The organism is Legionella sheltonii, assembly GCF_026191355.1.
GTDB lineage: Bacteria > Pseudomonadota > Gammaproteobacteria > Legionellales > Legionellaceae > Legionella > Legionella sheltonii.
In genome coordinates this window covers 46,438-69,813 of the sequence record NZ_JAPHOQ010000006.1, presented here as the reverse complement: position 1 = coordinate 69,813, position 23,376 = coordinate 46,438, and the positions used below count along the sequence as shown (strand labels likewise).

Here is a 23,376-nt window from a genome sequence, read left to right as displayed (position 1 = left end):
ATACCGCTCCAGGATAATTTTGCGAGCGATTCATAAGCATATGGGTTCTTTATATAACCGCAAGGACACATATTAAATCTCACGATTCTTTAGTCAAGCGACCCCGTGAATATTTATAAATACCGCTGATATGAACAAACTGCGTGATATTCTCTAAGTCTAAAGATCTATCTTTTAATGTTAATAAAGGGCTTCCTAACCTATCGTATAAAATCTTATCTGGAGCAAGAGGAATAATATCCGTTTTATTGATATAGATACCTACATAAGCCTCATTCTGTTTGTTTTCTTTTGATTTGATGAGTGCTTTTACCTGGTCTTCCTGTTCATATATGGGGCGAGAAATCATTTGACGTGGTAAATTAAAAATTATTCTTTCCCAAGATTGTAGGTTAGAACCATCCGAAGTATATAAAGAGATAAAAACTTCTTGCTGATTACCTCTAAGAGCAAGGCGATTGGCTAGATTAGTATCCGATTGAATTTGAGCTTGACTGCGGGCATTAATTTTTTTGGAAAAATTATCGCGAATTCCGACTAAACGATTACCAATTGACCGTAGAAAATTCGACTTATCCCAGGGCCCATTTTGAATTGCATAATCCAATGCTTTAAGAATCGCATCATTATGCTCTTTAGTGAACTTTTCTTTTGTCATAAAACCAGATGTATGTTTAAAAGAGAAATCAATGCAGTATTATGGAGTATAACAGTAATTTCGATTATATAAACAAGATAAAATCCACAAAGGAAAATGAAATCCTTTGTGGACAAGCAAAAAGTTATTCAATTTTACTAGATAGTTCTGAACTCAACTTCATGAACCCATAGTAAGACCACGCTCATCAGTAACCTGTTCCTCTTGAGTACTCTCTTCAGAGTGCTGCTTAAGTGCTTGAAGTTGTTCCTTAGCGCTTGGGGTTTGTTCTTGCACTTCTTGATTGTTCAAAGCCTCTTTTGGCAATGCATCAGGTCCGTTGGTTATTACTTGAGTTATGATATCCAATATCTTGGTTCCCTCTTGAAGAGGGCCTATATCGCGACCGCTTGTAGCCATTACTGTAGCCATTTTTTTAATAGGCTCTTTTAATTCAGTTTCAATCTGGGTCTTCAGCTCACCTTCACCACTCTCATGCTTAAAAAATCCCATAACATTACCCCTAAAACATAAAAATCTTTAATTACCTAGTTTATCAAAATCATTTATAAATGCATCCAAAATTATCAAAGCTTACGATTTATTTACAATATATTTTAATAAAACACACCTAGTCGTACATTAACTCGTCTAAAGGGGTATAGTCACGACTTGGTCCGCCTTGAATCAACTCATTTAGCACATCAGTCATACACAATAAGCGTAACACATTAGGTGTTACCTCATCAAAAACAACCCTAAGTCCAAGCAAAGCACCTTCTGCTTCATCAAATGTAGCCCCTAATCCATATCCAAGGCATAGAGAACACAATTGATCTGCTCGCTTCGCAATCGCAGGTAACAAACCTGTATCGGCAAAAACCTCCTCGTAACTTACAAATCTATCATTAAGATAGAATTTTGCATTTAAACTTGCAGCAATAACTGACATGCTTTTGCTAATATCTCGCTCCATATATCATCGCCACCATGGTTTTGAAGACTTAAGTGATCCAGCTAAAGTACTTCTTATCCACCTTAAAAAAACCGGCACAGTAAAACCATAATGCTCAATGATCCCAAAAAAAACTGCTGAGATTAAAACCAGTATGCCTGTCCATATTCTAATGTGCATTAGAAATAAAAATATAGGAAATGCAGCTCGAGCATCAACTATAAAAAACCGAGCGCTACGAGCAGAATCTCTCCAATGTGCTGTCTCAGCAAACCCTGCCATATTTTTACCTCAAATAAAAAATAAACCTGTTAAAAAAAGTATATACCTAAATACAAGCTTTGGCACCTTTGTCGCAGAATATTAATATTATTTTTACAACAACTCGTGCTTTAAATGAATACTCTCGGGTGAATATTTATGATTTTAATGGTCAAAAAAAACCTCTCTGCTTAGGAGAGGGTTTTGTAGTTACGGATGATTGCTTTTTTTATACGGATAACTGTTACAAAATAAATTATTTTTTATCCATTGGGGAATAGCCTTTTGAAAATGAGGGCCCTAGGATATTATTTAGGACTTTTTTCATTTCTAATTCCTCAGATGGTTTTGCAGAGGGCGTTAATTGAGGTTTAGCAATTTCTTCCCCAATTTTTTCATCCTGCAGACCTTCTTCAAACCGGGGTTTGTTTTGTCCAGCAGCCAGTTTCCCTAACATTTTAGAAGTACTGAATTGACTCATCTAAACTCCTGCTATTACACCCATACTAATAACTTAGCATAAACAACTTAAGGAATTATTAACAATAAATTATTTTTTTACTCATGTTACGCACGATCTATTTTAAGCAGCCATATTTTTAAGCTCCCGCCATGCAAGCTGATTTGCTCTAAGGATCAATCTGTACTTAATGGCAAAATGATTTAATTGAGTTTTTATCTTCAACAATTCCAGCTTGCAGTATGCAATAATAGAAGCATAAATATGATTACACTGAGTTTTAACGGTTCGAGTGGGCGACTTGGTTAAGCTTGCATTTTGCTTAATTGATTTGTGATACTCTTCAATCCGCCACCGTTTCTGGTACACTTCATAAAGACGTTCGGCACTACTTGGCATGTCATTAGAAACAAGATAGAGAATTCCTGTTGAACCGTTTTCGTTTTTGAACACTTTTTTCAGGAGCCTCACGGGGAAGTCTAGGCCTTTAAGCCAGACTGTGTGGGCTACATCCTCTTCTAATTCTAAAGCTCTTACTTGTTGGTACCGTCCGTTTTTGGCCTCGTTTTCAGATAAAGCTAACGTGCGGTTAGATTTAATCCCAATGATAAACGATTTTTGAAGGTCTTTATGGATGTGAACCATATTGGCCTTCGAGCCAAACCAGTTGTCTGCAAGCACATAATCAAACATCACTTTATTGGTAATGGCCTGAGTAATCAGGTTTTGAAATAATTGATTTTTGGTAACCGATGATTTTCTTCTGGCTTGTTTGGTTTTAATATCACAATAGGCAACATCTTTTTTAATCACCTCATACCCTATGGGTACACTGAAGTCAGCATAGCGAACCATGCATGACAAGATGTTGATTCCTTTGAGCACGCTCCCTTTAGCATGAGAGTAATGCCAACAATTAATTTCATTCTCATCCGTGTAGGGTTTCTCTTCGATGGAGTCATCCAGTATTAAGACACCACCAACCGTTTCTTGCGACCTCACTGGCTTTTTTACATAGCGCCAAAGGGATTTTGAATCAAAAGACTCAAAACGAAGAAATCGAGTCACCTTGTCATGCGCAAATGCTCCATCAACCAAATCAGATAATCCGGTGGCTGTCGCATATTTGTTCTGACAAATTAAATAATCACTATAAAGATCAAGCATATCCATTTAACTTCCTCCCTAAAATAAGGACGAAATTCTAATGCTTTTTATTCAAACTACAAGGTCATGTGCGTAACATGAGTTTTTTTATAAAAAATACTATTGAGTAGTGAGTCTGTTTTACGTTATGTTAAAACAACCTATTAGAAAAAATAGGTTCAATTGTCATTTATGGATGAATGCGATTGCTCAATTGACAAAAAAAGTCAGGGCAATTGGGAACCAGTAGAGTCTAAGCAAAAAGACTCTGGAAAAGGAGGAAATATGGCTAAGGGTGAAGTAAAATGGTTTAATAATGCCAAAGGTTGGGGTTTTATTATTCCAGAAAATGGTGGGGATGATATTTTTGTACATTTCTCGTCAATTCATGGCACAGGGTATAAAACATTAGTTCCAGGACAAGTTGTCAACTACGATGTAGAAACCGGTGAAAAAGGTCTACACGCAGCTAATGTGATTGTGCTCAATGAGAATGCTGATGCTGAAATGGCTTGATTAAGTTAGCGCAGTATCATAGTGGTGCTGCGTCCACAAGCCAAAAAGATTAAGTTTTGAGCAAAATACTGAATTACAAACTGTCTTCCTGTATCATGACCTTATTCTATTCAAGGTCAATGAATTGCTCATGAAGCGTGGTTTATTACTTATTAATCTTGGCACCCCTAACAGTCCAGAAATCTCGTCTGTCAGGAGTTATTTACGCGAATTTCTTACCGACAAGCGGGTTATTGATCTGCCTGTTTTGCTTCGCTATATACTGGTATATGCGCTCATTTTACCGTTCCGAACAAAACGTTCTGCTCATGCCTACCAATCCATATGGACGGAGCAAGGTTCTCCATTACTATTCCATAGCCAGAATTTAGTAGACCAAATACAAAAAGAAGTTGGACCAGAAAATAGGGTGGTTCTTGGCATGCGCTACGGAAAACCATCGATTGAAACCGCTTTAGATCAGTTAAAATCTTGTGAGTCCATTACTATTTTGCCCTTATACCCACAATACTCATCAGCGGCTAATGGATCATCTATTGCAGAAGTCCTACGCATCATAGGCACCTGGGATCTCATCCCATCAATCAGCATTATAAGTGATTTTTTTCAACATCCAGCGTACCTCAAAGCACAAGCTCAAGTCATTAACCCTTTTCTTCAGGAACAAACCCATGTTCTCTTTAGCTATCATGGGATCCCGGAACGACAAATCACTAAAAGCAGTTGTAAATCAATTTGTACCCAATCTTGCCCTGCATTAACGGACGATATCCACAGATGTTACAGAGCCCAATGTTATGAAACAAGTCGTTTATTGGCAAATGAACTGGGTTTGTCTGCAGATAATTACAGTACTGCTTTTCAATCAAGACTGGGTAAAACACCCTGGGTAAAACCCTATACCGATCTAGTCCTTGCTGAGTTGATTGCGAAGGGAATTAAAAAATTAGTTATTTGTTGTCCCTCATTTGTTGCGGACTGTTTAGAAACTCTTGAAGAAATAGGAATTCGTCTCCAAGAACAATGGACAGCACTTGGAGGTGAAGAATTAATTATCATTCCGAGTATGAATACGGACCGTTCCTGGATAAAAGCCATAATCACAATGACCAATACACAATCTGATTCTCAATTCAGGAGCATATTGTGAATCTGCAATTAATCATCCAACGGATATGGAGCATCCTCTATACCAAATATAAGATGATTGGATTATCGTCTATCGTAATCATTGGCTTAAGCATGTACTTTCTATTTTATTATCATGCGAGAATAGCTCCGCCCCCTCCCACTAAAATAGTCGAAGTCATTACTGCAGCACCCTCCTCAATTGAAAAAACCATAAAACTTATAGGAACCATACGACCAAAACATGCAACAGTGCTTGTTGCCAAAGGGTCTGGAACGCTGGATACCCTCATGAGTTCGGGACAAACCGTTAAAAAAGGTGATTTAATTGCCAAAATAACCAATCCAGACATTGAAAAAAGTTACCTGCTTTCCAAAGAAACAGAAGAGCTGGAAAGTACACAATACCAACGCCTCAAAAGCTTGCAAAAAACAGGTTTTGTCAGTGCACGCGAAGTAGAGGAAAAGAAAAGAATCTGGATTGATTCACAAAAAGAAAAAGCCAGAACCAAAATAGAACTCAAAAACATGCGTTTTTATGCTCCCTTTGATGGAGTAGTCGGTGCTTTTAAAATTAAAGAAGGGGCACAGGTAACAGAAGGCGCTCCGGTTGTGACTATTTATGATCCTCATTCATTAACCGTAGAAATTGATATCCCTTGCACCAATAATCACTCAATTGAAGAAAACCAACCTATTTATATATTTGATCGACTGTATCATTTAAGTCATGTACAAAAAATGATAGATGATGAAACCCATATGTGTCCCGCTGATGTTGATATACAATGTACTCATTGCTTGATTGGCACCAGTGTATCAAGCCGACTGATAGTGAATAAAAAAACAAAGACATTGATCATTCCAACCCAAGCTCTATTTCTCAAACAAGGTAAAACCCATGTTTATAAGGTAGTTGATAAAAAAATAGAACTTGTTGCTGTTCAAACAGGGATACAAGAAAAAGATAAAGTAGAAATTATTTCGGGATTAAAATCTGGGGACCAAATAGTGCACAAAAACCCCGAACGACTCTATCCAGGACTGGAAGTCTCAATTTATAAAGGTTAACCATCCCGTTATGAAATTTACGAGCTATTTTTTGAAACATCCCGTGATTTCAATTATTCTGAATTGCATGATTCTGCTCTTAGGAATATTGTGTTTTCATTCATTACCTTTGAGAGAATATCCTAACATCAGTTTTCCAATCATTACGGTCAATACCCATTATCCCAATGCCAGCCCCGAATTAGTCGAGTCTGTAGTCACTAATGTGTTAGAGGACCAACTTGCTGGGGTCGAAGGATTGGAGATGATGACTTCGCGTTCTAATGCAGGAAGTTCCTACATTAGCTTGCGCTTTCGTCCAGGAACTCCCATGGAGAAAGCTTTGAATGCCACCCATGAGGCAGCACGGCTAGCACAACTTCCTTCATCAGTAAAAGCGCCTCTAATTGAACGGCAAAGGCAAGCCAATGGTTTACCTTTTATCGGGATTGCCCTGGAATCCTCTTCTTTAAATTTCGGAGAGCTCACACATTTTGCCAATTTGAACCTGAAAAATGTGTTCCGAAGCCTTAAAGGTGTCGCCTCAGTGGAGGTCTGGGGACAACCCTTTACTTATGCTGTCCAGATTGATCAAAAGAAATTATATTCATTTGGCATTAATGTGGATGAGATTGCGAATGCAATTGCTACTAACCGCTTATCTCTACCCGCAGGTAATTATCAAAACAGCATCCCTACGACACTGGATTTTGAATTAAAAACGCCAGAAGATTATGAAAACCTGGTAATTAAAACTCAAAACCATCATCCTGTTTTTCTTAAATCATTAGCTCGAGTCCAATTAACTACGGATAACAACCAATTCCGGGTCAAAGTCAATGGTCATCCAGGTTTAGTGCTTGCTATTCATCGCGCTAATGATGCAAATCCGGTTGAAGTATCGCAAGCCGTTCGCAAGGAACTATTTGCCTTGCAAAAAGGTTTGCCCGATGATGTCAAAACAAAAATTATCATTGATCAATCCGAATTCATTAAAGCATCTTTGAAAAACATCCAATCCTCTATTCTTGAATCCATTTTCTTGGTCTTAATCATCATTTTTATTTTTTTGCGAAATGTACGCGCTACAATAATTCCATTAATTGCAATCCCCATTTCACTTTTTGGCTCATTATTATTTTTGAAAATCGCAGGCTTTACTATAAACCAAATGACCCTTCTTGCGATGGTGTTGGCTGTTGGTTTGGTTGTAGATGACGCCATTATTGTTCTTGAGAATATCTGGCGTCATATTGAAGAAGATCTTCCCCCCATGGACGCAGCGCTTAAAGGATCAAAGCAAATCGGTTTTGCTATTATCGCCATGACACTCACTTTAACCAGTGTTTATGCACCAATTGCTTTGCTTGATGGTATGATTGGTCAGCTATTCATTGAATTTGCTGTTGCGTTGGCTGGAAGTGTGTTCATCTCAGGAATCGTCGCTCTAACACTTTCGCCTTTAATGTGTGCCACATTTTTACATCAAAATACGCACCATTTATGGCCTTCTATCGATAAATTCCTGAGTAAACTGACACAAAACTATTATAAATTACTTAGCATAATTATTTACCGAAGAAAAGCGATGCTGTTTGTACTCTTCCTGTCACTATGCTTAAGCATCCTCTTTTATAAAATAATGCCTGGTGAAACTGCGCCGAAAGAGGATCGTAGTTTAATAGGAATCTACACCCCTCCTCTATCTGGAGATAACTTAGATACGTTAGAAACCAATACAAAACGCATACAACAATCGATAGGTACCATCCCTGAGGCAAGCAATACGTTAACTTTTCTGGGAAATTGGGGAAGCAGCATCGTCATGCCTTTAAAACCTCACAAGCAAAGAGATCGTTCTGCCGAACAAATTGTTGACTCATTAAAACCGAAAACAGAACAATTACCTTCGGTAGATGCTTCCGTCTGGAGTTGGGATTCTGGCTTACCTGGAATCGATGATGCACGTAACAATTCGGAATTGGAACTGGTTATTTCCACTACTGAAAATTTTCGACAATTATTCAATGCCACAGAACACTTTAAAAAGATGTTGGATCAAACTAAGGAGTTTGCTTCTACTCGCTATGATTTACGTCTTGATTCGATGGGATACTCGGTACATATCGACAAAAATGCTTTAGCTCAATTGGGCTTGACCCCTGGGCAACTGGCTAAAACCGTAGAAGTGTTTTTCAGCGGCGATAAGTCCATAACCTTTCAAAAAGATGGTGTGTCCTATAATTTAACCTTACAAGGTTCATCTAAACCCTGGACTTTAGATGAACTGTATCTGACCTCCCCATCTGGAAAACGGGTTTCTTTAGGGTCAGTGGCTCAAATGAAAAGACAGGCACAACCCACTGCATTAGAACATGTCAACCAAATGCGCTCGACAACTTTATATGCGCAACTGCCAAAACAACAATCCTTTAAAAAAGGAATGGATAAATTGATGAAATTAGCGAAAGAGAATCTTCCCAACCAATATAAATTGAGTTGGGCAGGCGCTGCCAAAGCCTATAATGAGTCATCGCATACTATGGTGTTGTTATTTGCTTTATCTATTCTCTTTATTTATGCCATTCTTGCAGCACAATTTGAAAACTTTATTTATCCCTTCATTATTCTGTTCACAGTCCCTTTAGCATGTTTTGGCGCTTTATTGTTTGCTTATTTATTTGACCAATCTCTAAATATTTTCACTCAAGTCGGACTGATCACTTTAGTAGGACTGATCAGTAAACACGGAATTTTGATTGTAGAATTTGCCAACCAATTACAAAAAGAAGGCCTTAGCTTAGCCGATGCAATAAAAAAATCATGTGCACTCAGGTTACGTCCTATTCTTATGACTACTGGTGCTATGGTTTTTGGTGCCATCCCCTTAGTCCTATCACACGATGCTGGAGCTGAAGCCAGGCATGCTATAGGTACCGTCCTTATTGGAGGTTTATGCATAGGCACGATTTTTACTCTATTTGTACTGCCTGCAGTTTATTTCATGATCTCAAAATTAATAAAAATACCTGCAAAAAAACAATCCAAATTAATTTAACACTCTAAAAGCCCCACTTAGTCTAGCGCTCAGGATAAAACATTTGGGTCATACGGTCACAATAACTCAGAAAACAGGGATGTGATTGAGCATACTCCTGTAATGGAGAAGGGATAGGTGGCTGCATGATACTTTTTAGAAATGCGTAAACACAAGCATCGATACTCGTAGGCTCATTTCCCATAAAAAAATCACTTTCGTCCAATAGAATCCTCAGAGCGTGCAGATCAGCGATACCTAATTGATATACTTCTGTGGTTGTATGTCGACCTATGCCCTGTCGATAAAGATCCTGGCGAATTTTTCTTTGTATTAATTTAGGAACAAAGTAATAAAGTGGCTGTTTCAGATGACCAAAAAAAGCCTCTTTAGTGGTTGGCCAATATCGATCATCAATCCAGCGCGAATAAACAATCACCCAGTATAAATGTTCTTCAAGCATACGCCTTACTGCCAGTGCTTCTGCTTTTTGAGCCGCGGTTAAATGACCATCCAAAGGATCACCATATTTGTGTTGCAAATAATCGATAATAAAACCACTATCTGCTATTTTTCTCCCATCATCACTAATGACTGGTAATTTCCTCTTTGGCGCTCTTCGCGGATCAATAACGGATACCCTTTCAAAAGGAAGTTGCGCCATTCGCAAATAGGTTTCCAATTTCATACAAAATGGGCTGGGGTTTGGAAGCGACCACGCAGAGGGAAATTGATAGAGTTTTATCATTTGTGATTCCTATCGATTTATAGGGGGCATCATTGATTATGACGCCCATTTGGTAAGTAAGCAAAATGAAACCCACAAAAAAACCGAGGACAAACCCGAAAATTGTTTGCAAGCACTCTTTTTTTCTTTATTAAATCAAGCCATTATTGTTCTTAAATTAACACCTGAAAAAGACATAAGGATATAAAAAATGCCAAATATTCTGGTGATTGGTGGTGGAACGGGGCTAACAACAGCTTATATGTTAGAAAATGTAATGGGGTTTAACGTCACTTTAGCAGAAAAAAGTGAACGTTATGGCGGTCATATTAACAGTCTAGATTTTGGTGACCACGGAATAGCAGAAGGTGGCGCTGAGTTCATAGGTGCGCCAGAAAGCTATCCTAATGTTCATAAATTATTTTCTATATTAGGTGTTAAGCTAAAACGTTTTGAGCTTAATGCGGATCTGCATAAGGTCAGTATTGAGCATGGCAAAGATGATCACCTCGTTTTACCTCCTGTGTACCATTCTGCAGAAAAAAACAAGCATTCCTTTTCTGAGTTTTTTAGTTGTTTTTCCGCTGATGATGAATCACAAAAAGAAATACGCATTGATTTTGGCACTCTATTAAATAAATTTTCTGACCTATTGAAATTGGAATGGGAAATTCTGCGTGCGGAACATGAAAGGGAGCCCGATGATATTCATGAGGTTCAAACACTCGAAGAATTTATGGAAGGATTTAAGAAAAAAAACATGGGCTTTAAAGAAGAGGAGCTTGATGATTTTAGTAATCGAATACTGTATCCCATAGTAGGAGCAGCTTGGGGTATTCCCATCTCTGAAGCCAAGAAATTTTGCGCATTTTATGCGATGAATTATTTAGCCTTGAGTAAAGACTGGTATGACGCACCAAGTGGTCTAAGTAGCTATATGGAGGCCATGACAACCCAATGTAAAAATCTAGACATGCGTCTCAACACAGAGGTTACAAAACTAATTGCCATTACTGACTCAAAAAGTATTAAATATCAAGCCATGCTTCGTGATGGCACGCTAATGAAGACCGAGAATGGCGAGCCCATGTTATTTGATGATGTGGTTATTTCTACTCCTGCTTACGCAACAGCAGCGATACTACCTGATATAGATGCTCAAGACATGCAAGACCTTAAAAAGGCGCTTAAAAAGGTTCGGTATTACGATACGACTCTTGCTTTTCATCTAGATCCTCGTTACGCCCCTCCGCGCGGAACTGTAGTTCATACACGGGTTGAAGGAGACTTAGCAGCCAATACCGCGCAAAAAGATTGGAAAGCAAAAAATCGAGCGACTCCAGTGAAAAAAACATGGGTATTACCTGGACAACCAATGCCCAATAATATTCTTAAAACAGAACATTATAAACATCCTTTTATGGATAAAAATTATTTTATAGCCCAGCAAAAACTCCATACGATGCAAAAAAAATATGGACTTTACTTTGGAGGAATTTTAGGCTGGAAAGGTGATTCCCATGAAGATGGAACCATTGCAGCACTTCAAGCAGCACGCTCCATACATCTAAAACATGATCGAGCCCCAGCTGCGAATTGGCGTTTACAAAATTTCCTTGATGAAAACAGTTATGTTATTGAGCGAAATAACCAACTCAGTGTCGATGAAGTCAATAGGAGAACGTGTACGCTGTTCTAAGAACAAATGAGTAATCCGGGAGCATTGAGTGATTAAAAAATGATGCTCTTCCACCCTATGATTAAATAATGCACTGCAACAAAGCGGAAGCCGAAAATAAAATTCCTCGGATTCCGCTGCGTTATTCCCCTGTCATTTATCTTGTTGAATAACCCTATACTCTGCACAGTTATTTTAATGTACTATGAAATCGTTCATTTTTTTATAGGAGATTATGTTGAAAAGGATCTTTTTTTTATTAATATTTTTTGTTTCTCAAGCAATAAGTTCTGTATTTAGTACAGAGGATATCCAAAAACTGAGACAGAATTTTTTTGCAAATATTCAATTTAATGGAGCAATAATCGCCGCCCCCTCAAAACAAAATCCAAACTACTATTATGATTGGGTTCGTGATTCAGCAATTGCTATGAACTTGATTGAAACATGGTATGAATCCTCACATGCCTTTGGTTATAAAGAGCGTTTATATAACTATGTTTCCTGGACCCAAAGACTTCAACATCAGGACGATCCATTACCAGGACAAGATATATTGGGAGAACCTAAGTTTTATATTGATGGCTATCCTTTTGATGGCCCCTGGGGCAGACCACAAAATGACGGACCGGCTTTAAGAGCTTCCGTTTTAATTCATTTTGCCGAGGAACTGTTAGATGATAATGAAATAGAATATGTAAAAACCAATCTTTATAATAATAACTTGGACCCCTATTCTATGGGCGTAATTAAAATGGATTTGGAATACACCGCTCATCACTGGTCTGACAAAAATTTTGATCTTTGGGAAGAAGTGCTAGGACATCATTTTTTTACTGCTATGGTACAACAAAAAGCACTCCAAGAAGGAGCGGTTCTTGCGCGCCGTCTGAATGATGATAAAGCGGCCGTTTACTATGAACAGCAAGCAGAAATGATAAATGCTCGTCTGATGCAGCATTTAGATCGGGAGCATAAAACCATTCAAGCAACACTGTTACCCCATCCAGGGCCACAAAAAACTTTAGAACTTGATTCATCAGTAATTTTGGGCATTTTATTTAACTTACATGAAGGGGATGCTTTATCTCCCAATAGCACTTATGTACAAAATACAGTTCGCGCTTTATATGAGCAGTTTGATTTAATGTTTCCAATTAATAAGAATCATTCAGGTGAAATTTTATTCGGTCGTTATCCCGGTGATACCTACGATGGATATCAAACTGATAGTATAGGAAATCCATGGTTTATATTAACAGCAACGATGGCTGAATATTATTATACGCTTGCCGATAGCTTGCCCTTAGATAAAATAAATGAATCACAAATAGCGAAACACATTCAGGTTGGCGATAATTATCTGAAACTTATAAAAAAATATGCCCCCAGCATGAAGTTAAGTGAACAAATTAATTTAAATACGGGAATCCAACAAGGAGCTCCTTCACTCACCTGGAGCTATGTAGCCGTTTTACGTGCTATTGAGTTAAGAGATAAACTCACAAGCAAAATTAAAATGACTTTTTAAAAGACTTACTTCACTAGCCAGCGATGTCTTACAAATCTTCTGGCTAGCTGTTTGATTTGTTCCTTGGGTAAAATCCACCTTAATCTTATTCTCGACTATTCTTTCCTAAGCAACCCCTCCCTATTCATAGAACGATTACCCTCATTCTGGACGGTTACGACGAAGGAGCTCTGATTTTATCATCATGCTCATACGTCCTCCTAGAGATCGCTCACCAAGCTCAGGAAGACGTATCACAGAGAATGCTTATAATTTACCGCAACACGTTTAAGTAGATGCTGCATAAGAGGGTTCTTTTTTACCGATATCTTCGGTAGAAACTAACTCTTTACGACCTAATAAACGTAATGGCTTACCTGAAATAATGTAATTCTCAATTTGTTCCAAGCTAATATTTTTTGTCTCAGGCATATAAAAATAGGTATAGATAAGCCCCAAAAGACAAATCACCGCATACAAAGCAAAGGTATATTCAATACCCATCATTTTTTCCAAAATAGGGAAACTAAAAATGACAACTGTATTAAAAGTCCAGTTGCTCATGGCAGAGAAACCCATACCAGCACCTCGTACGCGCAAGGGAAATATTTCAGCCATCGCAATATGCGGTATTGGCCCGACACTCACTGCAAAAGAAAAAATATAAAGAATGAGACACGCAACGGACAAATAAGAAAGCCAGGCGACTTGATTTAAAGAAAATACACATAAAGCCAGCAGACTGATGAACATGCCGGAAAAACCAAACAACAGTAGTTTACGACGACCGATTCTATCGACACTAAGCATCGCAATGATTGTCACCAATAAATTAACCAGACCAATCCCTATGGTCGCCAATATTTGTCCGGTAGTACTGTTCATACCTAAATTTTTAAAAATTTCAGGTGCAAAATAGATCACCACATTGATCCCGCTTAATTGTTGCAAACAAAACAACATGGTGCCCAGCATCAAAACAGGTAATAGAGGATTTTGAAACAACAGCAACCAATTTCCTTTTTTTGGTTCATTAGCTAAGGTTATTTCAATATCGGTTAACTCCTGCTCGATAGACTGACTGTTACGTAATTTTTTTAAGGCCTTAGATGCTGCATCACGTCGCCCAACACTGCACAGCCATCTTGGAGATTCGGGCATGAGTAAAATGCCAATACTTAAAACCAGAGCGGGAAAAGCACTTGAAGCAAACATAGCCCGCCAATCATGGTTTTCCAACAGTAGGTAATTGACTGAATAAGAGCAAACAATTCCCAAGGTCATTGCTAATTGATAAATAGCAACTACTGCTCCTCTTGTTTCACACGTTGCAGTTTCAGCCAAATACAAAGGTGCCATTACCGAGGCCATTCCAATGGCCAAACCAAGCACCAGTCGAGAGATAATGAGCACTGTAATGGAGTCAGCGAATCCAGCACCTAATGCCCCTAAAAAGAACAACATGCCTGCAAAAGCCAACAACGTGCGACGCCCAAAACGTTTTACTGCTTTTGATGCAGTAATTGCACCAATGAGCATTGAGCCAAATAAAGCACCAAAGGGTAAAGCCGAGGCCATTATGCCAATATGCGTTGCATTTAATTCAAAATGATTTTTGACTAACTCTAAAGAGCCCGCAATGATTCCCTCATCGTAACCGAACAAAAAACCTGCGACCGAACCGATAATTGCAACAACCCATGTCATATTTAACTCCTTGAATTGATAATTCCAAAATTCGGCTAGGGTCTGTTTACAATTCCATCACCTCAAACAAAGCGAAGGATCTCCTAGCATAATGCGGTACTACTGGATGGAGCTTCTTCATTTGCTTGGGATAAACGGTATGCAAACAAACTCTAAAAAGAACGTTCTGCAAAATAGCTAATCCCATCCTCTAACACTTTGACGAACAGCATAGGCTAACTCAGTAATTAATAACCAGTTGCCTTTTTTAATTGCTTCTTCAGGTACTAACCAAGAGCCTCCAACACAAGAAACATTGTCTAGGGCTAAGAAGTCCACAAAATTTGTTTCATTAATGCCACCAGTTGGGCAAAATTTTGCTTGTGGAAATGGACCTTGCATTGCACGCAACATATTAACTCCTCCGGCAGCTATCGCGGGAAAAAATTTAAAATGCGTATATCCCATAATAAGGCCTTCCATCAATTCGGAAACACTGGATATACCAGGAATTAAAGGAATAGTGGAATGACATCCAGCAGCCAATAGTTCTTGTGTTTTCCCAGGACTTAGTGCAAATTTTGCACCTAAATTCGCTACTTGTTCTAATTGTTCTGGGGTGGTTACAGTACCGGCACCAATTAAAGCATCTGGGAAAGTTTCGGAGAGTACTTTAATCGCATCCAAAGCGATCGGTGTTCTCAGTGTAACCTCAAGAACCTGGATACCGCCAGAAAATAACGCTGTAGCCAAAGGCACCGCATGTTCTATTTCTTTAATTACAACAACAGGGATTACAGGTGATGAACAGAATACAATTTCCGGTTGCACCATCCAATTTGGAAACGACATGAACCCTCTCCTTGCAGTCAGATAGTCTAGATAAAGTAACAGTGTAACTCGGGATTATAGCAAATGGCTTTCCGGTTACGCTCATTGTCACTCACCATTAAAGTAATAAAAAAATCCCCTCCCCACTTGTGGGAGGGGCTGGGGTGAGCGCACCCCAATCACACCCTCATCGTCCTAACGGACACCTCCTCCCTTATTGAGAGAAGGGAAATCTTTAATTTAATGACCGTTTCATTCTAGCAAGGCAACGATTGTTTTAAATAAACTGCAGCGCCTAAAATTCCTGGATGCTCGGCAGTAATTACATAGGTCGGAATTTTCGCATTAAACTCGCTAAAACGCCCCTTTTCTTCAAAACGCGCTCTGAAATCACTGCCAGACAACAAGGAAATTAAACGTGGCACAATACCACCAGCAATATAAACACCACCAAAAGCGGCAACAATTAGTGCTAAGTCCCCCGCATAAGCCCCCAGAATTGCGAAAAACTGTGCGACAGCTGCTTCTGCAATAGTACATTGTTGTGTTAAAGCCAAAGTAATAATCTGAGATGCAGGAATAGGAGGTTTCTCTTTTTGGTGCAATGCCGTCAATGCTTGATATAAATTTTCCAAACCTTGACCTGACAATAAGCGCTCATAAGAGACATGATCGTATTTTTTTTTCAGATGACAATAAATAAACCACTCCCGTTCTGTTTTGGCTCCCCAGCTGATGTGTCCCCCCTCTCCCGCATAGGCTAGATATCCCTCTCGACCAGGCACAAGGAAAGCAACCCCAAGTCCTGTTCCAGCGCCTAATACTGCTCGTGCTCCATTGGGGTCTGCACTGCCTCTTCCTATCTGCATGATTTGCTGATCCGATAAAACAGGAAGGCTCATGGCAATCGCATTAAAATCATTCAAAACTTTCAGTTCTCTCAGATTTAACTTGTGCTTTAATTCGCTGATTGAAAAACTCCAATGTGTATTGGTCATACAGAGCACGTCACCAAGTACCGGACAAGCAATAGCAAGAGCAACTTGATCAATTTCTTCCAATTGATGCTGTTCTTTATAAGCCAATAATACGGATTCAAGACTGGTGAACGCAGCGCATGAATAAATTTCAATTTTATCCATGACCAAGTTTTCTAAATTGACACGACTAAAACGAGCAAAAGTTCCACCAATATCCGCAACAATCGCATAAGATTTTAAATCATTAACGCTCATAACAAGACTCTTTTCCCTGAAACAAACTGCAAGCGCCCTGTTCAGCTCCTGTAAATTGTGACCTTAACGTGGTGAATAATTCTCGACCCGTGCCTAGGTGGAATGCTGTTTCATGCAAAACAGCTTTGGTTCTTAGTCCTAAAACCTGCTCAGAAACTAATAATTGTAATATACCTTGGTCTGCATCAATTAAAATCATATCCCCCGTTTCAACTCGAGAAAGTACCTCATTATCCAGTGCTTCTGGCGTAACATGAATTGCCGCAGGAACTTTACCTGAAGCACCCGACATACGCCCGTCCGTGACTAAAGCAACTTGATATCCTTTATCCATAAGCACACCGAGCTTAGGTGTTAATTGATGCAATTCTGGCATCCCACAGGCTTTAGGTCCTTGAAAGCGAACTACAACCACACAATCCTGATTTAACATCCCTTTTTGAAACATCTCCTCAAACTCTTCCTGACTGGAACAAACTACGGCGGGAGCTTCAATCTTACTTTTTCCTGAGGCAAGTCCAGAGGTTTTGATTACAGCCCGTCCTATATTTCCACTTAAAACTTGCACCCCACCTTGGGGCTTAAAAGGAGTTTTAGCTGAAATTAATACACGTTCATCACTCGAACTGGAAGGCCCAGAAACCCAAAGTAATTGTTCATTGTCCAATATCGGCTGTGTCGTATATCGTTGCAAACCATGCCCAATCACCGTATCAACGTCTTCATGTAATAGCTGAGCTTCCAATAGTGTGTGAATAAAATAGGCCATCCCCCCAGCTCGTTGAAAATGATTAATGTCTGCATATCCATTAGGATAAATTTTGGCAATTAGGGGAGTAACCGCAGATAATTGAGCAAAATCATCCCAATTGATCGAGTAACCGGCGATACTCGCTATAGCAATCAAATGCATCGTATGATTGGTTGAACCACCAGATGCCAACCAAGCCACTATCCCATTAACAATATTTTTGACATCGAGCATCTTGCCTATGGGCAGGTAGTGCTCATCCAAATCGGTTAAAGAAAGAATCTGCTGTGCTGCATACCGAGTTAAGGCATCGCGCAATGGAGTATTTGGATTGATAAATGATGAACCGGGAAGTTGCAAACCCATTGTTTCTATAATCAGCTGGTTGGAATTCGCCGTGCCATAAAAAGTACATGTACCTGCAGAATGATAGGAGGCTGCTTCTGCTTCAAGCAGTGCTTTTTTATCTACCTTTCCTTCCGCATATAATTGACGGATACGTGCTTTTTCCTCATTTGATATTCCTGAAGGCATAGGACCTGCTGGAATAAAAATGAACGGTAAATGGCCAAAACTCAATGCGGCCATTAATAAACCAGGCACAATTTTATCGCAAATACCCAGCATGAGGCCGCCATCAAACATATTATGTGACAGCCCTACAGCTGCAGACATGGCGATCACATCCCGACTTAATAAACTTAACTCCATTCCTGACTGGCCCTGGGTTATTCCATCACACATTGCAGGAACGCCCCCAGCAAATTGTGCGACACCTCCTGCTTCAGAAATAGCTTCTTTAATTAAAGAGGGGTAATTCAGGTAAGGTTGATGTGCAGAAAGCATGTCGTTATAAGCAGAAACAATAGCAATATTGGCTTTGGTCATACCGCTCAGGTTGGCTTTATCCTGCTTCACACAGGCAGCAAAACCATGCGCTAAATTGCCACAATGCAGTATACTGCGCTGAGGCCCTTTAATACGTGATTTTTCAATATGCTTCAGATATAAATCTCTGGTATGTGTACTGCGTTTACGGATGCGATCAGTAACTTGAGCTACAACCGGGTGCATGTTTTTTCCTTAAGGTGCATACAACACCTGAACATTGGCATCTGCATTATTTAAAAAAGCACTGACTGGCATAACTCTAGGATCGTGCTCTGCCATTGCTTGATGCAACACAGCCAGTTTTTTGTGACCTAATAAATGAAAAAAAATCACGCGACTATTTAGTAATCTTTTTTTAGATAAGCTTATTCGTTGATGAGATGCTTTTTTTGGACTAACACGAAGTACTGCTGCCGCATTATCATCTAATCCTCTATCAAGCTCGTCCGAACAAGGAAATAAAGATGCGGTATGTCCATCTTCCCCCATCCCTAAAACTACTGCATCAAAAGTCGGTAAAGAGGCGATGAGGTGCTCAATTTGTTCTAGCGAGTGCCCTTCGTTATATAAACTCAGGAAATGAGCTTTGGACGCGTGATTCTGAAGTAAAAACTGTCGAACTAGATGCTCATTTCGCTCGGAATCATGAGCAGGAACACAACGTTCGTCAGCCAGAGTTATTGTAACTTGATTCCAGGGAATATCTGTTTTTGCCAAAGCCTTAAATAAATCGATAGGCGTTTTCCCACCTGAAACTACTAGATAAGCATGACCTCGTAGATTGACCGCATCACCGAGAATTTGCTTTAGCCGGTTAGCTAAGTCTTCTGTTAGTAAAGTCGCTTCACTAAAACTATGTAACTGCATTTTGTTCACCCCATACATGTGCTTTGCCATTGTATAAACGAATTACTTCCAAAGGCCCCCAAGTTCCTGAGGGATAAGTATAGAGAGGGGTATCTTGTCTTTCCCATGCTTGCTTGATTTCATCAATCCATTGCCAGGCTTGCTCTACTTCTTCACGACTAACAAACAGATATTGATGGCCTAACATTACTTCCAACAACAGCCGTTCATAGGCATCTGCAATTCTTTGTGAATTAAAAAGGTGATTGAAATTTAAATCCAACTTACTGTCCCTTAATTGCATGCTTTCACTTAGGCCAGGGACTTTATTCATCATTCGCAACTCCACCCCCTCATCAGGTTGTAGCCGAATAATGAGCTGATTAGGAGACAGCTCCTGTTTTAATTGCTTGAAAATGTTATATGGTTGTGGTTTAAAATAAATCACTACTTCACTTTGTTTTTTTGATAATCTTTTACCCGTCAATAAATAAAAAGGAACACCTGACCAGCGCCAATTATCAATATAGGCTTTAATCGCAACAAAAGTCTCGGTGGTAGACTTTTTGTAAGCCCCCTCTTCCTCCAAATATCCAGGTGTCTGCTGACCTCTCATCACGTTTCCCACATATTGGGCTCGTACGGTATGATCATGCACATGAGTATCTGAAATAGGTCGTAATGATTTTAATACTTTTAATTTTTCACTACGAATACAATCGGCATCCAGACTCATTGGCGGCTCCATGGCTAAAAGCGATAGGATTTGTAGTAAATGATTTTGCAACATGTCTCTGACTTGGCCTGATTTATCATAATAGGCCCATCGTCCTTCTACACCAACTTCTTCAGCCACAGTAATTTCGACTTTATCAATAGCTTGGTGATCCCAATTTGAGGAAAAAATTGCATTTGCAAAACGGAGTACCAAAAGATTCAGTACCGTTTCTTTACCTAAATAATGATCAATTCGATAAATTTGACTTTCAGCAAAAAAATGGGCCACTTCATTATTAATGGCAATCGATGAAGGCAAGTCATGGCCAATCGGTTTTTCTAAAACCACCCTCGATGGTTGATTTGTTAAACCTATACTGGAAAGACCCTGGCATGTTTGAGCATAGAGTGACGGAGGAATTGCAAAATAGGAAATGGGTACTCGCTCTTGAGGATTCACATAATCGATTATTTTTGCAAAATCTGCAGATTGCGTTAAGTCAATCTGGCAATAAGTTATGCGCTCTACAAGGCGTGACCAAACTCGTTCATCCAGTCTCTCGCTTATAAAAGTCTGCATTTTAGATTTCATTAACACGGTGAACTCAGTTAATGTTAACGAATCACGTGCACAACTAATTATACGCGTATTGGCATGAAGCAAATGAGCACATTCCAGTTGATATAAAGCAGGGAATAATTTACGACAAGACAGATCCCCCAATGCACCGAATATAATTAAATCACAAGGATATTGTGCAGCGACTTCTTCGATCATGTTTATCCTAAATCAATCGTCTTTTAGAGGTTCAATACTAAATTGAAAGATAGTACAGATCAACCCAAATCAAGATTATCTTCAAAGTCGCCACATCAAACAATTTTTGCTATCAAAGTTCCACGTAAACACCAGGGAACGTAGACCATTGCATTTTTTTCCTACATCTCCGCTATTATCTTAAATAAAGAAGTTGCAATTTATACGAAACGGTTTAATGTGCTGAATTTTCAGAATCATTTCCAATGAAATTTGGGTATATTATTGCAAAACCTCATTTTTATGCTATATGAAATAAATAAGGTAGCAGTTCGCTTCTGCCGGACATCCTATGGCTTAGCTTTGGAGCGATGACTTAGATGAGTAGTTGTTGCAGTACTGACCTTAACCTAAATCATTATTAGGAGAAGCAGATGCTTAATAAGAGATTTTCAGAAAGACTAAATAAAGAACTTGATGATATTGGAGCTCCCGAATCAAGTGCAGAACGTATTGAAGTATTATCAAAGCTCGTTAAGATTCCAAAGTTTAAAGCAGAAGCATTACTAAATGGTGCCACAAATCCTGATGAAAAACTACTCAATGCATTAGCACAAGAATTTGAAGTGAGCGCTGATTGGTTGGTTGGCAAAAGTGATTCATCTCATTAATATTATCTTCAGCTTGTATTCGTATAATACATATATTGGCTATAATTAAATCAAAACAGTTATAATTGTGGGATATATGTATTATGCAAACACCAATAGATGCATCAATTGTACTTTCCTTGAAACAACAAATTGATCATTACGATAATCGGGGTCCATTTTGTATCAGCCCTGAAGGAGAAGAACAGTTATACGAAGGTATAGAAAAATATGAAGGGAAACGCTATGCATCAGCTAAAACTTATATAGCCGATTATAAACTAAATATAGATCCTGCTGCTTCCTCTGATCCCCAATTTTTTAGAAAAAAATTCATAGAATACATTCAGAATCATCCCTTCCCTCAATATAACGATGACCCTGCAATACGTAAGACCCGTCCTGAAGAAGCTACCACTGATATGGAACATTTTTTTGGGAAACAAGGTACGGAATTATACCAACTCGCATTAGAAGAAGAGATGAATAGCAAAGAATTCAGGAATGCAGTAGTCATCAAGTCAACCACCCATTTTGATGGCCCAAAATGGGTAGAACGTCCTGTGGTAGTCGTTGGTGGTCCTTCAGCCTCTGGAAAATCTTTTGCAGCACAAGCAGCAGTGGAAAAAGCAAAAGAGTTTTTAGCCGCTGATTATAGTGATATGAGTGGAAATCATGTGATAGCGGCTGATGGAGGAATTGTTCGTGAAGTATCGCAAATGCGTAAACTAGTCATCCAATTAGCCAATAATCAAGGATATACAGGTGTTAAAGATTTATATAAAAAATCTAAAAATTATATGGAAGGTGTAAAAGACTGTGTCCGTGAGGCAGCATTTTTAACCCCTGAATTAGGTGTTGTGATTCCAGAAACTTTTTCAGACCCGTTAAAAGGAAAAAAACTGCTGAAGGATATTGAAAGGTTAGATAATACAAAACATATTTTTACACGTGTGGTAGGTCACGAAGAGACTAATTTTAAAAAAGTTGTTGCTTTTATGGGCTCAAGAAGGGCTTGGAAAACCGATAATTTTAACCAAGAAGCATTAGATTTGAATAAATCCGGTTTAGCAGAATCCAAGGCATATGGCAAAGGCGGGTTTAGATGGGGTAATCTTTTCTCTGAAAAAGCAGAAAACTGGTTTAGAAATAATAGTAAAGATAAATTATATATGCGCATCACTAATGATCTCATTCTTTTGAAACCTGATCCCAATCAACCAGGAAATTGGATTGTTGCAAACCAAGACGATGAAGGGGCACGCCTATTCTCTGAGAAGGCCTATAAAGAATGGAAAGCATTAACTTCTGGGCACGGACCTGATCCTGATGCTGTTCTTTCTCCTAAACCCAGTCTTATCGACTATTGCAAAGCCCATTCAAAATCTCAAATTACAACATCGCCACAAATCGATTTTCTCGTAGCCCAAAAAAAAGTGGAACAAAAAATAGCTTTAGGCCATCAAAAAATTAATAAGTTAATGACTCAAAATCCTGTTAATGAAGAAAAAATAAGATGCCTAAAAACGAGAGAAGCCTTTTTAGAAGGCATTTTGAACTTTTCATTAAAAAATTTGGATCGTTACGAAGATATCGGACAAATGAAAGCTCAGGTTGAAGATCAGCTGTTTGCTCTAAAAATCGACCATAATGCAAAAAAAATTCTCAGCAAAAGAACAATGAATACAGTGAATGAATTTATAGAAACACTGGATAAAGCAAGTAAAGAATTCGAAAATAATCCAACCTTCTTTGAAAAGAGCAACAACACGGTCTTTTTTAAGCGGAAATATAATGAAGTTTTAAAACAACTTGAAAATGTGGATCAGCAAGAAGAGCCAACTACCCCGAACGGTCCGTTTTAATCATTCCGGATTGCTTAAAAATCCTGAGCCGCTGGCCCAGGC

General features: G+C 38.8%; 21 protein-coding genes. 8 read left to right on the top strand and 13 right to left on the bottom strand.

Annotated elements, in window-relative coordinates; genetic code table 11:
• Nucleotides 1-79 precede the first annotated feature (79 nt).
• The 6 genes from icmQ to OQJ26_RS07870 form a co-directional block, all read right to left on the bottom strand.
• Nucleotides 80-658: a Dot/Icm secretion system protein IcmQ gene (gene icmQ, locus OQJ26_RS07895; RefSeq protein WP_265703327.1), complete on the bottom strand. Its 579-nt coding sequence runs from the start codon at nucleotides 656-658 to the stop codon at nucleotides 80-82.
• A gap of 159 nt (nucleotides 659-817) precedes the next feature.
• Nucleotides 818-1,150 carry a hypothetical protein gene (locus OQJ26_RS07890; RefSeq protein WP_265703326.1) on the bottom strand — a complete coding sequence of 111 codons (333 nt, stop codon included), beginning with the start codon at nucleotides 1,148-1,150 and terminating at the stop codon, nucleotides 818-820.
• Between the two features lie 118 nt (nucleotides 1,151-1,268).
• Nucleotides 1,269-1,613, bottom strand: a complete 345-nt coding sequence (locus OQJ26_RS07885; protein WP_028380919.1) for a type IV secretion IcmS family protein — start codon at nucleotides 1,611-1,613, stop codon at nucleotides 1,269-1,271.
• Nucleotides 1,614-1,616: 3 nt separating this feature from the next.
• The gene (icmT, locus tag OQJ26_RS07880; protein WP_081776875.1) at nucleotides 1,617-1,874 is read right to left on the bottom strand and encodes an IcmT/TraK family protein; all 258 of its coding nucleotides are present in this window, start codon (nucleotides 1,872-1,874) and stop codon (nucleotides 1,617-1,619) included.
• Nucleotides 1,875-2,109: 235 nt separating this feature from the next.
• Nucleotides 2,110-2,334: a hypothetical protein gene (locus OQJ26_RS07875; RefSeq protein ID WP_265703325.1), complete on the bottom strand. Its 225-nt coding sequence runs from the start codon at nucleotides 2,332-2,334 to the stop codon at nucleotides 2,110-2,112.
• A 102-nt stretch (nucleotides 2,335-2,436) separates the two neighbouring features.
• Nucleotides 2,437-3,486 (bottom strand): IS701 family transposase, encoded by a 1,050-nt coding sequence (locus OQJ26_RS07870; RefSeq protein WP_265701959.1) that lies wholly within the window; start codon nucleotides 3,484-3,486, stop codon nucleotides 2,437-2,439.
• Between the two features lie 258 nt (nucleotides 3,487-3,744).
• On the opposite strand from OQJ26_RS07870, the gene OQJ26_RS07865 reads away from it, so the two are divergent.
• From OQJ26_RS07865 to OQJ26_RS07850, 4 genes are all read left to right on the top strand, one after another.
• A complete protein-coding gene (locus tag OQJ26_RS07865) occupies nucleotides 3,745-3,975 on the top strand; it encodes a cold-shock protein (protein ID WP_028380916.1) in 231 nt (76 codons plus the stop codon).
• 130 nt (nucleotides 3,976-4,105) lie between these two features.
• Complete coding sequence (hemH, locus tag OQJ26_RS07860; protein WP_265703324.1) at nucleotides 4,106-5,125, top strand: ferrochelatase; 1,020 nt, start codon at nucleotides 4,106-4,108, stop codon at nucleotides 5,123-5,125.
• Nucleotides 5,122-6,174: an efflux RND transporter periplasmic adaptor subunit gene (locus OQJ26_RS07855; protein WP_265703323.1), complete on the top strand. Its 1,053-nt coding sequence runs from the start codon at nucleotides 5,122-5,124 to the stop codon at nucleotides 6,172-6,174. Before hemH ends, OQJ26_RS07855 begins: the two co-directional genes overlap by 4 nt.
• Before the next feature lie 10 nt (nucleotides 6,175-6,184).
• Nucleotides 6,185-9,211 carry an efflux RND transporter permease subunit gene (locus OQJ26_RS07850; protein WP_265703322.1) on the top strand — a complete coding sequence of 1,009 codons (3,027 nt, stop codon included), beginning with the start codon at nucleotides 6,185-6,187 and terminating at the stop codon, nucleotides 9,209-9,211.
• A gap of 22 nt (nucleotides 9,212-9,233) precedes the next feature.
• Here the strand turns inward: OQJ26_RS07850 and OQJ26_RS07845 are convergent, their stop codons facing one another.
• A complete protein-coding gene (locus OQJ26_RS07845) occupies nucleotides 9,234-9,938 on the bottom strand; it encodes a glutathione S-transferase family protein (RefSeq protein WP_265703321.1) in 705 nt (234 codons plus the stop codon).
• A gap of 190 nt (nucleotides 9,939-10,128) precedes the next feature.
• Here OQJ26_RS07845 and OQJ26_RS07840 point away from each other — a divergent pair, with 190 nt between their 5' ends.
• Both OQJ26_RS07840 and OQJ26_RS07835 read left to right on the top strand, forming a co-directional pair.
• The gene (locus OQJ26_RS07840; protein ID WP_265703320.1) at nucleotides 10,129-11,616 is read left to right on the top strand and encodes an FAD-dependent oxidoreductase; all 1,488 of its coding nucleotides are present in this window, start codon (nucleotides 10,129-10,131) and stop codon (nucleotides 11,614-11,616) included.
• Between the two features lie 214 nt (nucleotides 11,617-11,830).
• Complete coding sequence (locus tag OQJ26_RS07835; protein WP_265703319.1) at nucleotides 11,831-13,126, top strand: glycoside hydrolase family 15 protein; 1,296 nt, start codon at nucleotides 11,831-11,833, stop codon at nucleotides 13,124-13,126.
• 267 nt (nucleotides 13,127-13,393) lie between these two features.
• Here OQJ26_RS07835 and OQJ26_RS07830 read toward each other — a convergent pair whose 3' ends face one another.
• The 6 genes from OQJ26_RS07830 to zwf form a co-directional block, all read right to left on the bottom strand.
• On the bottom strand, nucleotides 13,394-14,812 hold the full coding sequence (locus OQJ26_RS07830) for a sugar porter family MFS transporter (protein WP_265703318.1): 1,419 nt from the start codon (nucleotides 14,810-14,812) through the stop codon (nucleotides 13,394-13,396).
• A 177-nt stretch (nucleotides 14,813-14,989) separates the two neighbouring features.
• On the bottom strand, nucleotides 14,990-15,643 hold the full coding sequence (locus tag OQJ26_RS07825) for a bifunctional 4-hydroxy-2-oxoglutarate aldolase/2-dehydro-3-deoxy-phosphogluconate aldolase (protein ID WP_265703317.1): 654 nt from the start codon (nucleotides 15,641-15,643) through the stop codon (nucleotides 14,990-14,992).
• 236 nt (nucleotides 15,644-15,879) lie between these two features.
• Nucleotides 15,880-16,857 carry a glucokinase gene (glk, locus tag OQJ26_RS07820; protein WP_265703316.1) on the bottom strand — a complete coding sequence of 326 codons (978 nt, stop codon included), beginning with the start codon at nucleotides 16,855-16,857 and terminating at the stop codon, nucleotides 15,880-15,882.
• Entirely contained in the window at nucleotides 16,847-18,682 is a 1,836-nt protein-coding gene (edd, locus tag OQJ26_RS07815) for a phosphogluconate dehydratase (protein WP_265703315.1), read from the bottom strand. Before edd ends, glk begins: the two co-directional genes overlap by 11 nt.
• Nucleotides 18,683-18,691: 9 nt before the next feature.
• Nucleotides 18,692-19,366: a 6-phosphogluconolactonase gene (gene pgl / locus OQJ26_RS07810; RefSeq protein WP_265703314.1), complete on the bottom strand. Its 675-nt coding sequence runs from the start codon at nucleotides 19,364-19,366 to the stop codon at nucleotides 18,692-18,694.
• Nucleotides 19,353-20,840, bottom strand: a complete 1,488-nt coding sequence (gene zwf, locus OQJ26_RS07805; RefSeq protein ID WP_265703313.1) for a glucose-6-phosphate dehydrogenase — start codon at nucleotides 20,838-20,840, stop codon at nucleotides 19,353-19,355. Before zwf ends, pgl begins: the two co-directional genes overlap by 14 nt.
• A gap of 413 nt (nucleotides 20,841-21,253) precedes the next feature.
• Between zwf and OQJ26_RS07800 the strand changes: the two genes are divergently transcribed.
• Nucleotides 21,254-21,490 (top strand): hypothetical protein, encoded by a 237-nt coding sequence (locus OQJ26_RS07800; RefSeq protein ID WP_265703312.1) that lies wholly within the window; start codon nucleotides 21,254-21,256, stop codon nucleotides 21,488-21,490.
• A gap of 83 nt (nucleotides 21,491-21,573) precedes the next feature.
• Complete coding sequence (locus OQJ26_RS07795; protein WP_265703311.1) at nucleotides 21,574-23,334, top strand: hypothetical protein; 1,761 nt, start codon at nucleotides 21,574-21,576, stop codon at nucleotides 23,332-23,334.
• Nucleotides 23,335-23,376 lie beyond the last annotated feature (42 nt).

Bases quoted from the DNA above. Each gene is read 5' to 3' on its own strand.
- icmQ (WP_265703327.1), bottom strand. From the start codon at position 658: ATGACAAAAGAAAAGTTCACTAAAGAGCATAATGATGCGATTCTTAAA.
- OQJ26_RS07890 (WP_265703326.1), bottom strand. From the start codon at position 1,150: ATGGGATTTTTTAAGCATGAGAGTGGTGAAGGTGAGCTGAAGACCCAG.
- OQJ26_RS07885 (WP_028380919.1), bottom strand. From the start codon at position 1,613: ATGGAGCGAGATATTAGCAAAAGCATGTCAGTTATTGCTGCAAGTTTA.
- icmT (WP_081776875.1), bottom strand. From the start codon at position 1,874: ATGGCAGGGTTTGCTGAGACAGCACATTGGAGAGATTCTGCTCGTAGC.
- OQJ26_RS07875 (WP_265703325.1), bottom strand. From the start codon at position 2,334: ATGAGTCAATTCAGTACTTCTAAAATGTTAGGGAAACTGGCTGCTGGA.
- OQJ26_RS07870 (WP_265701959.1), bottom strand. From the start codon at position 3,486: ATGGATATGCTTGATCTTTATAGTGATTATTTAATTTGTCAGAACAAA.
- OQJ26_RS07865 (WP_028380916.1), top strand. From the start codon at position 3,745: ATGGCTAAGGGTGAAGTAAAATGGTTTAATAATGCCAAAGGTTGGGGT.
- hemH (WP_265703324.1), top strand. From the start codon at position 4,106: ATGAAGCGTGGTTTATTACTTATTAATCTTGGCACCCCTAACAGTCCA.
- OQJ26_RS07850 (WP_265703322.1), top strand. From the start codon at position 6,185: ATGAAATTTACGAGCTATTTTTTGAAACATCCCGTGATTTCAATTATT.
- OQJ26_RS07845 (WP_265703321.1), bottom strand. From the start codon at position 9,938: ATGATAAAACTCTATCAATTTCCCTCTGCGTGGTCGCTTCCAAACCCC.
- OQJ26_RS07840 (WP_265703320.1), top strand. From the start codon at position 10,129: ATGCCAAATATTCTGGTGATTGGTGGTGGAACGGGGCTAACAACAGCT.
- OQJ26_RS07835 (WP_265703319.1), top strand. From the start codon at position 11,831: ATGTTGAAAAGGATCTTTTTTTTATTAATATTTTTTGTTTCTCAAGCA.
- OQJ26_RS07830 (WP_265703318.1), bottom strand. From the start codon at position 14,812: ATGACATGGGTTGTTGCAATTATCGGTTCGGTCGCAGGTTTTTTGTTC.
- OQJ26_RS07825 (WP_265703317.1), bottom strand. From the start codon at position 15,643: ATGTCGTTTCCAAATTGGATGGTGCAACCGGAAATTGTATTCTGTTCA.
- glk (WP_265703316.1), bottom strand. From the start codon at position 16,857: ATGAGCGTTAATGATTTAAAATCTTATGCGATTGTTGCGGATATTGGT.
- edd (WP_265703315.1), bottom strand. From the start codon at position 18,682: ATGCACCCGGTTGTAGCTCAAGTTACTGATCGCATCCGTAAACGCAGT.
- pgl (WP_265703314.1), bottom strand. From the start codon at position 19,366: ATGCAGTTACATAGTTTTAGTGAAGCGACTTTACTAACAGAAGACTTA.
- zwf (WP_265703313.1), bottom strand. From the start codon at position 20,840: ATGATCGAAGAAGTCGCTGCACAATATCCTTGTGATTTAATTATATTC.
- OQJ26_RS07800 (WP_265703312.1), top strand. From the start codon at position 21,254: ATGCTTAATAAGAGATTTTCAGAAAGACTAAATAAAGAACTTGATGAT.
- OQJ26_RS07795 (WP_265703311.1), top strand. From the start codon at position 21,574: ATGCAAACACCAATAGATGCATCAATTGTACTTTCCTTGAAACAACAA.